Genomic DNA, 15,089 nt, shown 5'->3' with positions numbered 1-15,089 from the left:
TACAAAAACAGCCGGCCCTTCACCTGTGAACCAGCTGTTTCGTCATGACGGGCAACGCTGCCCGCATGTCGGCGCCCCTGCGCGGGTGGCGGAACAGTCGCTCGTGCGACGCGCCGTATCGTTGAATCGCCGGGCGTCCCCTGCGCGGGTGCGGAACAGTCAGAGGTGCCGGTTGGACGACGCTGCCAGCCGGAGCCGGCGCAGGGACGAACACCCCCCTGATGGCGCGGTGGAAACATTCGCCATTCCGTCAAACCGGAGCTGGCGCGGGGACGAACAGGCCCCTGATGGGCTTTCCACGCTGGCTTTCACTTCGTGAGGTGTTTGTTGACCAGCCGGGTCATCTCGAACATCGACACCTCGTCCTGGCCGAACACCGCGCGCAGTTTGTCGTCGGCACGGATCATGCGCTTGTTCTCGGGGTTCTGCAGGTTGTGGGCCTTGATGTAGTCCCAGATCTTCTTCGTCACTTCGGTACGCGGACTGGGCTCGGCACCGATCACGGCGGCCAGCTCGGGACTGGGCGTGAGGGCGGCGCTGAAGGCGGCGTTGGGAGTGCGCTTGGTAGCGGGTTTCTGGTCCGAAGTGTTGCTCATCGATGCTCCTCGATAATGTTCTTTAAAAACAAAAGCCGTCAGACGAAGGACGGCTTGATACGGAGAGGCACGGGTGCAGCGACCGGATGCCGGCACAGGCCGGCACCACAAGTGCCCCTTGGTCTCCATCATAACGTGAAGTGCAGAAACGGCCGGATTTCCGGCCCCTGTCATGCGGGGTTACACATGCAGGGGCGAATCCGTGTTAAAGCGTGTGGTCCTGCCCGCACACAGCCCCCCTCCGTCTGTGCGTGATTCAGGACGCATGTCGCGTGACCTGCCGCCCCCTCTGTCAGTGCAACGTTCCGTGGCCTGCACAAGGCAGGAGGGGATGGCACGCGCGAGGCGTATCAGGCCCCCTCTCCCTCCCGGCTGGCACGGCGGCGCTCGTGTTCCTTCAGGTGGCGCTTGCGCAGGCGGATGCTCTTTGGTGTGATCTCCACCAGCTCGTCGTCGGCGATGAACTCGACGGCCTTTTCCAGCGTCAGCTCGATGGGCGGGGTGAGGTTGATGGCCTCATCCTTGCCGGAGGCACGCACGTTGGTGAGCTTTTTCTCGCGGATCGGGTTGACCACCAGGTCGTTGTCGCGGGTGTGGATGCCGATGATCATGCCCTCGTACAGCGCGTCGTTGGGCCTGACGAACATCCGGCCGCGATCCTGCAGCTTCCACAGCGCATAGGCCACGGCCGCGCCATCGTCCTGCGAGATCAGCACGCCCTGGCGGCGGCCCTCGATGTCGCCGGCCCACGGACCGTAGTCCTCGAACACGTGGCTCATGATGCCGGTGCCGCGCGTCAGGTTCAGGAACTCGTTCTGGAAGCCGATCAGGCCCCGCGCCGGCACACGGTACTCCAGCCGCACGCGACCCTTGCCGTCCGGTTCCATGTTCTGCAGCTCGCCCCGGCGGCGGCCCAGCAGTTCCATCACGGCGCCCTGGTGCTCTTCTTCCAGATCGGCCGTCAGCTGCTCGTAGGGTTCCTCGCGCTCGCCCTCGACGATGCGGATGCGCGGCTTGGGTCGCGACACGGCCAGTTCGTAGCCCTCGCGGCGCATGTTCTCGAGCAGAATGGTCAGGTGCAGCTGGCCACGACCGGACACCACGAAGGTGTCGGCATCTTCGGTGAACTCCACCCGCAGCGCCACGTTGGCCTGCAGTTCGCGCTCCAGGCGTTCGCGGATCTGGCGGCTGGTCACGTACTTGCCCTCGCGGCCGGCCAGCGGCGAGGTGTTGACCAGAAATTCCATGGTCAGCGTCGGCTCGTCGATGCGCAGCAGCGGCAGCGGGTCGGGGTTGCCCACCTTGCAGAGCGTGGAGCCGATGTCGATGTTCTCGATGCCGTTGATGGCCACGATGTCACCGGCCTCGGCAAAGGGCACCACCTCGCGTTCCAGCCCCCGGAAGCGCAGCACCTGGTTGACCTTCGCGGTAACGGGGGTTTTTTCGTCGCCATGCATCAGCAACACGGTCTCGCCGCCACGGACGGTGCCGCGGTTGATGCGGCCGATGCCGATCCGGCCCACGTAGCTGGAATAGTCCAGCGCCGAGATCTGGAACTGCAGCGGACCGTTCGGGTCGTCGGCACGGGCCGGCACGCGGTCGAGGATCGTCTCGAAGAGCGACGCCATCGACGGGTTTTCGGCGGCGGCGGCCGCTTCGGCCTCTTCCACTTCGTTCACGGCATAGCCGGCCAGCGCCGAGGCATACACCACCGGGAAGTCCAGCTGCTCCTCGGTAGCGCCCAGCCGGTCGAACAGGTCGAAGGTCTGGTCCACCACCCAGTGCGGGCGGGCACCGGGACGGTCGATCTTGTTCACCACCACGATGGGGCGCAGGCCCAGCGCCAGCGCCTTGCGAGTGACGAAGCGGGTCTGCGGCATGGGGCCGTCCATGGCGTCCACCAGCAGCAGCACGCCGTCCACCATCGACAGGGCCCGCTCCACCTCGCCACCGAAGTCGGCGTGTCCCGGGGTATCGACGATGTTGATCCGTGTGCCCTTGTACTCGACGGCACAGTTCTTGGCCAGAATGGTGATGCCGCGCTCGCGCTCCAGATCGTTGGAGTCCATCACGCGCTCGTTCACCTGCTGGTTGGCCCGGAAGGTACCGGACTGGCGCAGCAGCTGGTCCACCAGCGTGGTCTTGCCGTGGTCCACGTGCGCGATGATCGCGATGTTGCGGATCGGCTGGGTTGAAGTGGTTGTATCTGACACGCTCAGTCCTGCATCAAAAGTCAAGAAAGGGGCCCGGAAGAGGCCGGGTCCCGCAAGAAATCATCTGGGTATTGGCCGTCGATCATTCGAGTATCACCCGGACCGGCGCCAGCGTCACCGGGCTGCCCGGCTGTGCTGCCTGGCTGCCCGGCCGGGTCAGCAGGCCGTCCGGCTGTGTGGCCCGGGTGCCGGGCTGTGTGGCCTGACGTGCCAGCCCGGCCAGCCGGCCCGCGTGCAGGACGGCGATCTGGCTCATGCCGGCACGCATGCCGGACAGGGCCGCGGCCTGCTGCCCCGTCAGCCGCACCGCCTGCCCCTGCGCAAAGCGCCGGGCCTGGGCGTCATCCAGCACCACCTGCGGCCATCCGGCCACCAGCGTCAGCAGCCCCTGCAGATGCTGCGCCGCAGCGGCTGCGTCGCCGGCCAGCAGCGTATCGAGCGTCACCGCGTCCTGCACCCGGTACTGCCCCACCTGCGTGCGCCGCAGGCCGGACAGATGGGCGCCGCAGCCCAGTACCTCGCCCAGGTCCCGGGCAATCGAGCGGATGTAGGTTCCACTGCCACACGCGATGGCCAGCCGCGCCCGCTCACCGTCGAAATCCAGCACCTCGATGGCATCCACCCGCACCTGCCGGGCCGCCGCCTCGATGGGCCTGCCCTCGCGCGCATGGCGGTACATGGCCTTGCCGCCCACCTTCAGTGCCGAATACACCGGTGGCACCTGCGAGATCAGCCCGGTGAACTGCGGCAGTGTCGCCAGCAGCTGCGCACGGGTGGGGCGCAGCTCCGACTGCGCCAGCACCTCGCCTTCCACGTCATCGGTGGTGGTGCGGATGCCGAAGCGCACCTCGGCCTCGTACGCCTTGTCGTGCGTGAGCGCCGCCCCGGCCAGCTTGCAGGCCTCGCCGAACATCAGCGGCAGCACGCCGCTGGCCATCGGGTCGAGCGTACCGCCATGGCCGGCCTTGTCGGCCCCCAGCAGACGCCTGACCTTTTGCAGCGCCACGTTGGAAGACAACCCGACCGGTTTGTCCAGCAGCAGCAGTCCGTGTACCTTCAAGCGCAATCCGTCCCTGTGTGGTCAGGCATTGCGCCCGGCAGAGGGTGCGGCCCCTGCACCGGCATGGGCATCACTGTACCTGGCCGGCGCGTCTGCCCCTGGGCCCACGGCTGCTGCATCGTCCCGGGCCGTCTGGCCGTGTGCAGAGGCGCTCTCCGCACCCGGCCTGTCGGGATCGTCGGCCGCGCGGCGCGCATTGGCCTCGTCGATGAGCCTGCCCATCTCGATGCCCCGCCGGGTGGAGGCGTCATGCACGAAGTGCAGCTCGGGCGTGGTGTGGATGCGCACGCGCCGACCGATCAGCGAACGCAGGAAGCCCGACGCGGCACGCAGGCCACGCAGGGTTTCGGCCACCCGTTCGTCATCGTCGGGCAGCACCGAGAAATGCACGGTGGCATGAGCGTAGTCGGGCGTGAGGTCCACGCCGGTCACGGTCACCAGCCCCAGCCGCGGATCCTTCACCTCGGTGCGGATCAGTTCGGCAATTTCCTGGTGCAGGAGTTCGGTCACACGCAGCGCCCGGCCGGGCGTTGCTCCTGGTTTACGTTTCATAGCGGATAAAAACTGGAGAGCCCGCACACCACCCGGGTGTGGGGCTCTGCTGGTTCGGTGGCCCTGCAGTCTGGCCGGGCCAGCACAGCCCGGGCCACCCGGCACGAAGCAGCTGCGACCACGGCACCGAACCGGACCACGCGGCTGGGCTGGACAGGACGGGATCAGGAGGCCGAGGCCGGGTTCTGGGCGGCCGAGGCCAGCGTCCGGGCCACTTCCTTGACCTCGAACACTTCCAGCTGGTCGCCTTCCTGGATGTCGCTGTAGTTGTGCAGCGTGATACCGCACTCGAAGCCGGCCTTGACTTCCTTGGCGTCGTCCTTGAAGCGCTTGAGCGAGTCGATCCGGCCCGTCCAGATGACGGTGGAATCGCGCAGCAGCCGCACCTCGGCATCGCGACGCACCAGACCTTCGGTGACGTAGCAGCCCGCCACGGTACCGACCTTGGTGACGCGGAAGACCTGGCGGATCTCGACCATGCCCAGCATGGTTTCGCGCTTCTCGGGCGAGAGCATGCCTTCCATGGCGGCCTTCACGTCATCCACCGCATCATAGATGATGTTGTAGTAACGGATGTCCACGCCATTGGACTCGGCCATGCGCCGTGCCGGCTGGTCGGCCCGCACGTTGAAGCCGATGACCACGGCCTTGGAGGCAATGGCCAGGTTGATGTCGCTCTCGGTGATGCCACCGACCTGGGCGTGCACGATCTGCACCTTGATCTCGGCATTGCCCAGCTTGAGCAGCGCGTGCGCCAGCGCTTCCTGCGAGCCCTGCACGTCGGCCTTGATGATCAGCGGCAGGGTCTGCACCTCGCCCTCGCCGATCTGGTCGAACATGTTCTCGAGCTTGGCGGCCTGCTGGCGGGCGAGCTTCACGTCGCGGAACTTGCCCTGACGGAACAGCGCGATCTCGCGGGCCTTGCGTTCGTCGGCCAGCATCAGCAGCTCTTCACCAGCCTGCGGCACGTCGTTCAGACCCTGGATTTCCACCGGGATCGACGGCGTGGCGGCCGTGGCGTTCTTGCCGGACTCGTCCATCATGGCGCGCACACGGCCCCAGGTGGAGCCCACCAGCACCGTGTCACCCCGTGACAGCGTACCCGACTGCACCAGCACGGTGGCCACCGGGCCACGCCCCTTGTCCAGGCGTGCCTCGATCACCAGACCACGGGCGGGTGCCTTGACCGGCGCCTTCAGCTCCAGGATTTCGGCCTGCAGCAGCACGTTCTCGAGCAGGTCGTCGATGCCCTCGCCGGACTTGGCCGACACACCCACGAAGGGCACATCGCCACCGTACTCTTCCGGCACCACGCTCTGCGCCACCAGCTCCTGGCGGACACGGTCGGGGTTGGCCTCGGGCTTGTCGATCTTGGTGATGGCCACCACGATCGGCACCTCGGCGGCGCGGGCGTGCGAGATGGCCTCGATGGTCTGCGGCATCACGCCGTCGTCGGCCGCCACCACCAGGATCACGATGTCGGTGGCCTTCGCCCCGCGAGCCCGCATGGCCGTGAAGGCCGCGTGACCCGGGGTGTCGAGGAAGGTCACCACGCCGCGCGGGGTTTCCACGTGGTAGGCGCCGATGTGCTGGGTAATGCCACCGGCCTCGCCCGACGCCACCTTGGTACGGCGGATGTAGTCGAGCAGCGAGGTCTTGCCGTGGTCGACGTGGCCCATCACGGTCACCACCGGCGGACGCGTCAGCTCGGGACCGACATCGCCGGCCGCCACTTCGTCGAGCAGCGCCTCCGGATCGTCCAGCTTGGCGGCAATGGCCGTGTGGCCCATTTCCTCGACCAGGATCATGGCCGTCTCCTGGTCCAGCACCTGGTTGATGGTCACCATCTGGCCCAGCTTCATCAGCTGCTTGATCACCTCGGTGGCCTTCACCGCCATCTTGTGGGCCAGATCGGCCACGGTGATGGTTTCCGGCACATGCACCTCGCGCACGATGGGTGTCTCGGGCTGCTGGTGCGAGGGCGCAAAGCCGCCCCGGCCACGGTCGTTGCCACGGCGCGGGCCACGGGTACGCCAGCCGGTACCGGTACCCGACCCGGCATTGCCGTCGTTGCGACCGCCCTTGGCCGGACGGCGCTTGCGGGAGGCGTCATCCTGCCACGAGGACGACAGCTTCTCGGACTTCACATGCTTGTTGCGGCCACCGCCGCCACCGGCGTTCTCGGCCGGCGCCGGCGCGTTGGCAGCCTGACCGGCCGGGCGGTGCAGCGTACCGCCGCGACGGTTCCTGTCGCCTGCGGCTGCAGCCGGCTGGGCCGCCGGCGGTGCGGGCGGCGGAGGCGGCGGGGGTGGACGGCGGGCCTTGTCGAGCAGCCGGTTGATGGCAGCCACCTCGGCCTCGGCGCGACGGCGGGCCTCGGCCGAGGCTGCCGCCTCTTCCTTGGCCTTGCGTGCCGCCTCGGCAGCCTCTTCGGCAGCCTTGCGGGCGGCTTCCTGCTGGGCAGCGCGCTGGGCGGCCTCGGCCTGGGCTTTCTCCTCGGCGGCCTTGCGCTCCTGGTCGCGGGCAGCCTGGGCCGCGGCGGCGGAGGCACCGGCCTCCTCGCGCATCTTGCGCTGCATGGCACGGGCGGCCTCGGCCTCGCGCTGGGCATCGGCCTGCATCTTCGCCAGACGCTCCTGCTCGGCCTGGGCGGCCTGCTCGCGACGCGTGGCCTCGGCCACCGCCTCGTTCTCGCGCTGGCGGTCGCGTTCCAGACGCGCCTGCTTCTCGCGCAGCTCGCGGGCCTGACGCTCCATCAGTTCCTTCTGGCGACGGGCTTCGGCTTCCCGCAGCCGGCGCTGTTCCTCGTCGATCACCGAATTGGACGACTGCACCACGGGCGGCGGGGGCGGCGGCGGTGCCACCGGTTCGATGACGGGCGCGGCCGGTGCAGCCGATGCCGGCGTACCGGCGGCAGCCGGCGCCGAGCCGTCACGCTTGACGAACGTACGCTTGCGACGAACCTCCACCTGGATGGTGCGTGCCTTGCCGGTGGCATCGGCCTGCTTGATCTCCGAGGTCTGCTTGCGCACCACGGTGATCTTCTGGCGCCGTGGGCCGTCGCCACCGCCACCATGCGATGCCCGCAGGGCCGACAGCAACCGCTCCTTGTCCGCTTCCGACAGCGGATCGGCAGGGTTTTTCTTGTCGACACCCGCTGCGCGCAACTGCTCCAGCAGCACCTCTGCTGGTACCTTCAATTCCGCCGCAAATGTCTCAACGTTCGTACTGGCCATGTGTCCTTCCGCTACTACCGATTCTGTATGTGCGTCACCTGTGATTCATCCCCCCTTCGACGCGGGAGTGGGGACAGCACCGCTGCGGCGCACGCTCATTCTTCGACGAACCAGTGCTCGCGCGCCTTCATGATCAGCGCACGGGCCCGTTCCTCGTCGAGGTCGGTGATTTCGATCAGTTCATCGACCGCCAGCTCGGCCAGGTCGTCACGGGTCCGGACATTGGCTTCGGCCAGCTTCACGGCCAGCTCGCGGTCCATGCCCTCCAGCGACAGCAGGTCGTCGGCGGTTTCGTTCAGTTTCTCTTCGGTGGCGATTGCCTGGGTCAGCAGTGCGTTGCGTGCACGCTCGCGCAGCTCGTTGACCGTGTCGCCGTCGAAGGCCTCGATCTCGAGCATTTCCTCGAGCGGCACGTAGGCAATCTCTTCCAGGCCGGTGAAGCCCTCGTCGATCAGGATGTCGGCCACCTCGGCATCCACATCCAGACGTTCCATGAAGACGGCGCGGATCGCAGCCCGTTCGTCTTCCTGTTTCTTCTCGCTCTCTTCGGCCGACATCAGGTTGATCTGCCAGCCGGTCAGCTCGGAGGCCAGCCGCACGTTGCGGCCACCGGTGCCGATGGCCAGCGCGAGGTTGTCCTCGTCGACCACCACGTCCATCACGTGACGCTCCTCGTCCACCAGGATGGAGGTGACGTTGGCCGGGGCCAGCGCGCCGATGACGAACTGCGCCGGGTCTTCGGACCACAGCACGATGTCCACCCGCTCGCCGGCCAGCTCCTGCGTCACCGCCTGCACGCGCGAACCCCGCACGCCCACGCAGGTGCCGATGGGATCGACCCGGCTGTCGGAGGTGTGCACGGCGATCTTGGCGCGCACGCCCGGATCACGCGCCGCAGCACGGATCTGCAGCAGCCCCTGCTCGATCTCGGGCACTTCGAGTTCGAACAGCTTCATGATGAACTCGGGCGCCGTGCGCGACAGGAACAGCTGCGGCCCGCGGCCCTCGCGGTTGATGCGCGAGACCCAGGCACGGACACGGTCGCCGTTGCGCAGGTTTTCCTTGGGGATCATCTGGTCGCGCGGCAGCCGGGCCTCGATGCGGCCCGACTCGATGATGGCGCCCTCGCGGTCCACCCGCTTGATGGTGCCCGACAGCAGCGAATCGCCCCGCGCCAGGAAGTCGTTGATGATCTGTTCGCGCTCGGCGTCACGGATCTTCTGCAGGATGACCTGCTTGGCGGCCTGCGCCCCGATGCGGCCGAACTCGATCTCTTCCAGTTCTTCCTCGATGAAGTCCTCGAGCTGGATGTCGGGATTCTGCTTGCGGGCCTCGGTGAGGATGATCTGCAGATCGTGGTCGTCCAGCTCGCCATCGGGCACGACCTGCCAGCGGCGAAAGCCCCGGTAGGTGCCATCGTCGCGGCTGATGGCCACGCGGATGTCCACCTCGTCCTTGTAACGCTTTTTCATTGCCGACGCGAGCGCACTCTCCAGTGCGGCAAACACGACGTCGCGCGGAACATTCTTCTCGCGCGCCAGTGCATCGACCATCAGCAACAATTCACGTCCCTGCATAACGACTCCTCAGAAAACCGGCTTCGGAACCAACCGGGCCCGATCGACCTGCTCAAATCCAAACCGCAGCCAATGTCCATCGGCTGCCTGCAATACTGCCTCGACCGGATCGGCCGGCTCCGGGCGCGCCTTCGGCGGCCTGCGCCCCGGTACCCCCCGGTTGCGCCCCGGACGGGTGGCAACCACAAGTTTCTCGCGCCACAGCAGCATCCAGTCGGTGGCCGCGGGTACCGCACCAGCGGCCTGCACCACGACGGGCGGCGGCGCATCGGGCCCCAGCAGCTGGGTGGCACGGGCCAGCGCGTCCGTGGCCGGCAGCAGCACGCCCTCGAAGGTACGGCGCCCATCCTGCGGCAGGCGCAGCCAGAGCTTGACCTCCTCGCCGGCAAAACGGGCGAAATCCTCCGGACGGCGCAGCCGCCGGTCCAGACCCGGCGAGGAGATCTCCAGCCGGTCGTAATCGACGTCTTCCACCAGGAACTGGTGCGAGAGCTGGTCGCTCACCCGCTCGCAGTCGTCCAGCGTGATGGGAGAGACGTGGTCTGCATGCTCGATGGTGATGCGCAGCAGGCCGCCTGCGGCAAACTCCACATCCACCACTTCATAGCCCATGGCCGTCACCACCGGATCGACCATGGTCTCGATACTGCTCACTGTTGCCGGAACGTTTCCAACCACCTTGTTGCCCTGTCTGCGTGCAGCGCACGCCCTGTACTGCTGACTGCCGTGACCCGTACCCCGACGCCCTCGCCGGATGCACCCCGTGCGCCGGCCGGCAGGACGCCCACCAGCCGGTTGGTCGACCAGCCAGCGAAAATGCCCGAAGCGGCGCAAAGCGGCCAGACGGGTAACGCCCGCCACCCGGCCGCTGCCGGCTGGCCTTTCCGCCAGGCGGGAGGCCCCGCCACGCGGGTAAAAAAAAATGGGCTGGCCAGCCCATTCCATACCATGTGCAGCCCGAACGCCGCGAAGCCACCGCGCCGCCAGCTCTTCGTACTGCACCTCACGGGCCACTGGCGGCCCGTGAAGACACCCTGCCCCGATACCCGGCCAGCGGCCACGATACCCAAGGTAACCGGGCAGCTGCCTGCCCGGCCAGGATGCCCGGGCACCTGAATGCCCGGCAGGAGCCCCACACCACGGCAGAAAGCTCCAAAGACGGCCGATTATAGCCGACGAACGGTGAGAACTCAATACATGAGCGGTACCGGGCGGGGATGGCCACGGCCGTGCGCCGCCAGGCGGAGTAACGCCGGCAACGGCCCTCAGCGCGCCTTGAAGTTCTTGCGGCGCGGCCGGGCTGCACCGCCGCCCAGACCGGCACCACCACCGCGCTTGCCACGCGGCTGGCGCTGGTCGGGCTGGCGCTGTCCACCCCAGCCGCTGCCGGCGTTGGGGTCGAACGGCTGGCCCAGCCGGGCCGCAAAGCCCGGGGTGCCGCCCCAGCGCTGCTGGCGCTCGTCCCGCTTCATCGAACGGGTGATGCCCTCGAGGTGGGCGGAGTCGGACGTGGGCTGCCAGTTGTCATCGTCGTAGTTCACCCGCCGCGCCGTCTGGGCCGGGCGGGCACGCACGCGCGGCGCCACATTGCCATTGCGTTCCTTCACCCGGCGCGGGCGACTGCGGTCGGGCAGCACCGTCTCACGAGCGATCTTCGACCAGTCGGTATCACCACTGTAGGACACCGCCTGCGGCAGATAGCGGGTTTCGGTCCAGCCCCGGCGCTCGCTCACCGTCAGCGTCTTCTTCTCGGCCGTGGCCTCCAGCGTCTTCACCGACACCAGGCTGGGCGCCTCGGCATGCGCGCCTCCCTGCTGCCGCGTACGCTGACGTTTGGCCGGCGTGCGCTTGCCCCGGTTCTGGCGTCCGGTGCCCTCATCGGCCCCCGCCATGGCGTCTGCCTGCCGGCGACCACCGCGCCGGCCGCGGCCCTGCTGCACCGCCTGCCCCTGGGCAGCGGTCTGGCCGTCCCCGGCCGGGCGATTGCGGCGCCCACCCCGGGTACGCCGCTCCTGTCCGGGCTGGCCGGCATGCTGACCGGATGTGGAGGTCCCATCGCCCGCACGCAGCGCGGTGCCGGCCCCCTGTCGTGGCCCGGCCTCGCGGGCCGGATCCTGCACGGCGGCTTCCTGCCCCTGGGTACGGTTGCGCCCGCGCAGCAGGCGGCGCCGTGCCGGATGACGGCTGCCCACCGGCGCCCCCCCCGCAGACTGCCCGCCCTCCTGGCGATAGGCACCTGCACCGGTCTGCATCATGCCCAGACCGGCATCGAACCCCGGTGCCCCGGCCCCCGCAGCCTGGGCCTGGCTGCCCTGGGCCTGACCGCGCCGGCCACGGCCCGGACGGCCCGGCGCACCCGGCTGCGCACCCTGTTGTCCCTGGGTACGGTCCCAGCGGCCACCGGCACGCCCCGGCGCAGCGCCCTGTCCCGCCGGACGCCGCTGGCCGGCCTCGCCCTGCACGGGCGTCTGGCCCGCGCTGCGGCGGTCGGCTTCGTTCCGGCGCCCCCGGCCCCGGCCGGTCGCAGTGCCCTGGCCACGTGCCGGACGAGTGGCAGTGCCCGCCGGTCCGCCTGCGGCGGCCCCTTCGCGAACCACCTCGGCCGTATGCTTGCGGATCTGCTGCTGCAGCTGCCGCACCTCGGCATCGGCCAGTGCCTGCAGCCTGCCGCGCCTGAGTCGCGGCGGCAGCGCAATCGGGCCGAAGCGGATCCGCACCAGCCGCGACACGGTCAGCCCGACCGCATCGAACAGCCGGCGCACCTCGCGGTTGCGACCTTCCAGGATCACCACCCGGTACCAGTGGTTGGCCCCATCGTCGTCACCACCGATGTCCTCGATGGACTGCAGCGTGGCCGGCCCGTCTTCCAGCATCACGCCGGACAGCAGCTGCGCACGGATGGCATCGTCCACCCGGCCCAGCACCCGGACCGCATATTCGCGTTCCCAGCCATAACGCGGGTGCATCAGCCGGTTGGCCAGATCCCCGGACGTGGTGAAGATCAGCAGCCCCTCACTGTTGAGGTCCAGCCGGCCCACGGCAATCCAGCGCGCGCCGCGCAGCCGCGGCAGACGGTCGAACACCTTCGGCCGCGACCCCGGATCGTCACGCGTGACCAGCTCGCCTGTGGGCTTGTGATAGAGCAGCACCTGCGGCTGCTGCGAGGCCGCAGCGGCCCGCTTGCGTGCCAGCGGCTTGCCGTTGACGCGGATCACGTCCTCCGGCCCCACCCGCTGGCCGACATGGGCCGGCAGGCCATTGACCGACACCCGGCCGGCAATGATCAGATCTTCCATGTCGCGGCGCGAGCCGATGCCCGCATCCGCCAGAATCTTGTGCAGTTTCTCGGCCCCCGGCGGCGGCGCACGATGTCCGCCCTTCAGGCCGATGGGCGCCTGCCGGGCGAAGAACGGCACGGGGTCCGCGTCGGCCGGACCGTCGTCGTCATCCTCATCCTCGTCGTCCCAGTCGTCATCCCGTGCCTCCAGGGGATCGATGCGATTGAAGGGATCGTCCTCGTCTTCGTCGTCGTAGTCGTCCCGGTCGCCGGCGCCGGCGGACGCATCACCACCGTCCAGATCCAGTGCGATCTGTTCGCCCGGCCAGCCGCCGGCCGCAGCCCCGCCCATCCGTCCGGTTTCGCGACCGGGTGCATCATCGGCCACACCCGCAACGATGCCATGCCGGGGCGCATCATCCTTGCCCGCCTCATGGGCCGGATGTGTCGCATGTGCCGCGTCCGTTGTCGCCGTCGCTTTCGCTGCATCCGTCGCGTCCGCTGCCTGCGCTGCATCCGCTCCGTCCGCTGCCTGCGTCACATCCATCGCATCCGTCGCAGCAGCGCCGCCCGCAACCTGCGCCAGCACGTCGGTTTCTGCCAGCGGGGTCACGGCCGGATCCCGGTCCACGGCAGCTGCCGGGGCCGCTTCGGCGCCAGCCTCCGGCCCGGACGCCGCCTTGCGCGCCGCAGTACGCCGCGTACGGGTACCGGCAGCGGCCGTCCTGCGCGGTTTGCGGGCCGGCGCAGCACCGTCGGCCGCTTCCGGCGTGGCGGCGCCCTCCGGGCCGGCAGCCCCTGCAGCCTCTGCAACGGCATCGGCCGGCGTACCGGCATCGACCTGCACGCCGGCATCAGCCTCCGTGCCGACCCCCTCCTGAACCGCGGCCGGGGCCGTGCCACCGTCCGCCGCCTGCGTCCCGGCGGCCTCAGCCGGTTCACTGGCTGCAGCAGGCGCCGCATCGGCCGCCCGGCGACGGGTCCGCGTCGTGCGACGGGCCGGTTTGGCCGGCGTTTCGGCCACGGCTTCCCCGCTGCCGGCAGCCGTATCCGGCGCAGCCGTGCCTGCGGCAATGCCGGCCGGTGCCTCCCCTTCCGCCGCCTGACCGGAGGTCACCTCCGCGGCATCGGTATCCACCGTCGCCACGGGGGCCTGCCCGCGGGAACGGGATACCCGGCGACGCGGCGCGGCCGGTGCCTCTTCCGTGGCAGGAGTCCCGGCTGCCGCCTCTGTGGTCGCATCGGCAGCCACCGCACGGCTGCGGCGGGTTGGCGTGCGGCGGCGCCTGGCCGGTGGTGTCTCATCGGTCCCCGAACCCGCGGGGCTGGCGACGCCTTCTTGTCCCGCAGCAGCGGCGGCCGGCGTCAAATCCTGTTCGTTCTGGTCGTTATTCATGCGATGGTCACATCACAGCGTGTTGTCTGCGGACGTTGCCGCAGGTTGTATGTCGTGGGCATCGGCCGGTGCACCTGCCGCAACCGCATCCTCACCGTCAGCGCCCTTTTCCGGCACGGCTTCACCAGCCGGTGCAGCATCTCCACCGGAAGCGGCTTCCGCCTCCGGGGCGCTGGCTCCATCCGAAGCAGCCTCCACAGCTGGCGCGCCGGCACCATCCGGAGCACTTTCCACTTCCGGCACACCAGCATCATCCGGAGCACCGGCGTCATCCGAAGTGCCTTCCATGGCCGGCGCATCCGCTCCGTTCGAAGCGGCCTCTCCCTCCGGTGCACCCGCACCATCCAGGGCGCCTTCCACGGCCGGCGTACCAGCCCCATCCGCCACCCCCACACCGGCCGCCATGGCCGGCACATCGGCACCGGTCTGCAGCGCCAGGGCCTGCAGCACGTCGGCGGGCAGCGCCTCGTCGTCCAGCGCCGGCAGTTCGCTCAGCGCCTTCAGGTTCAGATCGTCCAGAAACTGGCGGGTGGTGCCGAACAGCGCAGGCCGCCCGGGCACTTCCTTCACCCCGATCTGGTCGATCCAGCCCCGGTCTTCCAGTGTTTTGATGATGTGGGATGACACCGTCACCCCACGAATCTCTTCGATGTCGCCCCGGGTCACCGGCTGCCGGTAGGCGATGATCGCCAGCGTCTCCAGCACGGCCCGCGAATAGCGCGGCGGCTTCTCGGGATTGAGCCGCGTCACGAAGCGCGCAATGTCGGGCGCACTCTGGAAACGCCAGCCCGTGGCCAGCGCCACCAGATTCAGCGAACGCCCCTGCCAGTCCGTGCGCAGCCCGTCCAGCAGATCGCGCACCGTGTCAGCGCCGATCTCGGCATCCCCGGCAAACAGCTGGCGCAGGTCGGACACCGACAGCGGCTTGGTGGCGCACAGCAGTGCCCCCTCGATGACTCGTTTGACCTCAGCGGTATTCATCTACCTGATAGATCGTGGTATGAACTCATTCGTCCCCGCGCTGGCCCCGGCCGTGTGCCGACAGGATGCCGTGCACAGGCAAGGCTGACCGCCTTGCCAGACAGGGCAACGCCGGCACGCAGATGGCACACGGCCCCGTGACCACGAACGGCCACGGCAGGACGACACGACGGAACACAAACCCGCCCGCGCCGAACGGCG

Annotated in this window: 8 protein-coding genes and 1 pseudogene; all 9 read right to left on the bottom strand. The window is 69.0% G+C overall.

What is annotated here, in order from left to right; all coding sequences use genetic code 11:
- Window positions 1-308: 308 nt before the first annotated feature.
- Window positions 309-596: an SWIB/MDM2 domain-containing protein gene (locus EHV23_RS02865; protein WP_125094628.1), complete on the bottom strand. Its 288-nt coding sequence runs from the start codon at window positions 594-596 to the stop codon at window positions 309-311.
- Between the two features lie 350 nt (window positions 597-946).
- Complete coding sequence (typA, locus tag EHV23_RS02860; protein WP_125094627.1) at window positions 947-2,809, bottom strand: translational GTPase TypA; 1,863 nt, start codon at window positions 2,807-2,809, stop codon at window positions 947-949.
- An 82-nt stretch (window positions 2,810-2,891) separates the two neighbouring features.
- Window positions 2,892-3,869: a tRNA pseudouridine(55) synthase TruB gene (gene truB, locus EHV23_RS02855; protein WP_158615809.1), complete on the bottom strand. Its 978-nt coding sequence runs from the start codon at window positions 3,867-3,869 to the stop codon at window positions 2,892-2,894.
- A 168-nt stretch (window positions 3,870-4,037) separates the two neighbouring features.
- A pseudogene (gene rbfA / locus EHV23_RS02850) lies at window positions 4,038-4,421 on the bottom strand (30S ribosome-binding factor RbfA); the annotation flags it as partial.
- Between the two features lie 164 nt (window positions 4,422-4,585).
- Window positions 4,586-7,657 carry a translation initiation factor IF-2 gene (gene infB / locus EHV23_RS02845; protein ID WP_125094625.1) on the bottom strand — a complete coding sequence of 1,024 codons (3,072 nt, stop codon included), beginning with the start codon at window positions 7,655-7,657 and terminating at the stop codon, window positions 4,586-4,588.
- 95 nt (window positions 7,658-7,752) lie between these two features.
- Window positions 7,753-9,234 carry a transcription termination factor NusA gene (gene nusA / locus EHV23_RS02840; RefSeq protein WP_125094624.1) on the bottom strand — a complete coding sequence of 494 codons (1,482 nt, stop codon included), beginning with the start codon at window positions 9,232-9,234 and terminating at the stop codon, window positions 7,753-7,755.
- 9 nt (window positions 9,235-9,243) lie between these two features.
- The gene (locus EHV23_RS02835) at window positions 9,244-9,888 is read right to left on the bottom strand and encodes a ribosome maturation factor RimP (protein WP_158615808.1); all 645 of its coding nucleotides are present in this window, start codon (window positions 9,886-9,888) and stop codon (window positions 9,244-9,246) included.
- A gap of 611 nt (window positions 9,889-10,499) precedes the next feature.
- Window positions 10,500-13,907, bottom strand: a complete 3,408-nt coding sequence (locus EHV23_RS02830; RefSeq protein WP_125094622.1) for a pseudouridine synthase — start codon at window positions 13,905-13,907, stop codon at window positions 10,500-10,502.
- Window positions 13,908-13,919: 12 nt separating this feature from the next.
- Entirely contained in the window at window positions 13,920-14,888 is a 969-nt protein-coding gene (gene scpB, locus EHV23_RS15845) for an SMC-Scp complex subunit ScpB (RefSeq protein WP_238990247.1), read from the bottom strand.
- Window positions 14,889-15,089: the final 201 nt, after the last annotated feature.

Source organism: Lautropia dentalis (genome assembly GCF_003892345.1).
Classification (GTDB): domain Bacteria; phylum Pseudomonadota; class Gammaproteobacteria; order Burkholderiales; family Burkholderiaceae_E; genus Lautropia; species Lautropia dentalis.
The sequence above is the reverse complement of the archived record's forward strand: the minus strand, read 5'-3'. Positions and strand labels throughout refer to the sequence as shown.

Coding starts and splice junctions, on each gene's coding strand:
- EHV23_RS02865 (WP_125094628.1), bottom strand. CDS start 596: ATGAGCAACACTTCGGACCAGAAACCCGCTACCAAGCGCACTCCCAAC.
- infB (WP_125094625.1), bottom strand. CDS start 7,657: ATGGCCAGTACGAACGTTGAGACATTTGCGGCGGAATTGAAGGTACCA.
- nusA (WP_125094624.1), bottom strand. CDS start 9,234: ATGCAGGGACGTGAATTGTTGCTGATGGTCGATGCACTGGCGCGCGAG.
- EHV23_RS02830 (WP_125094622.1), bottom strand. CDS start 13,907: ATGAATAACGACCAGAACGAACAGGATTTGACGCCGGCCGCCGCTGCT.
- scpB (WP_238990247.1), bottom strand. CDS start 14,888: ATGAATACCGCTGAGGTCAAACGAGTCATCGAGGGGGCACTGCTGTGC.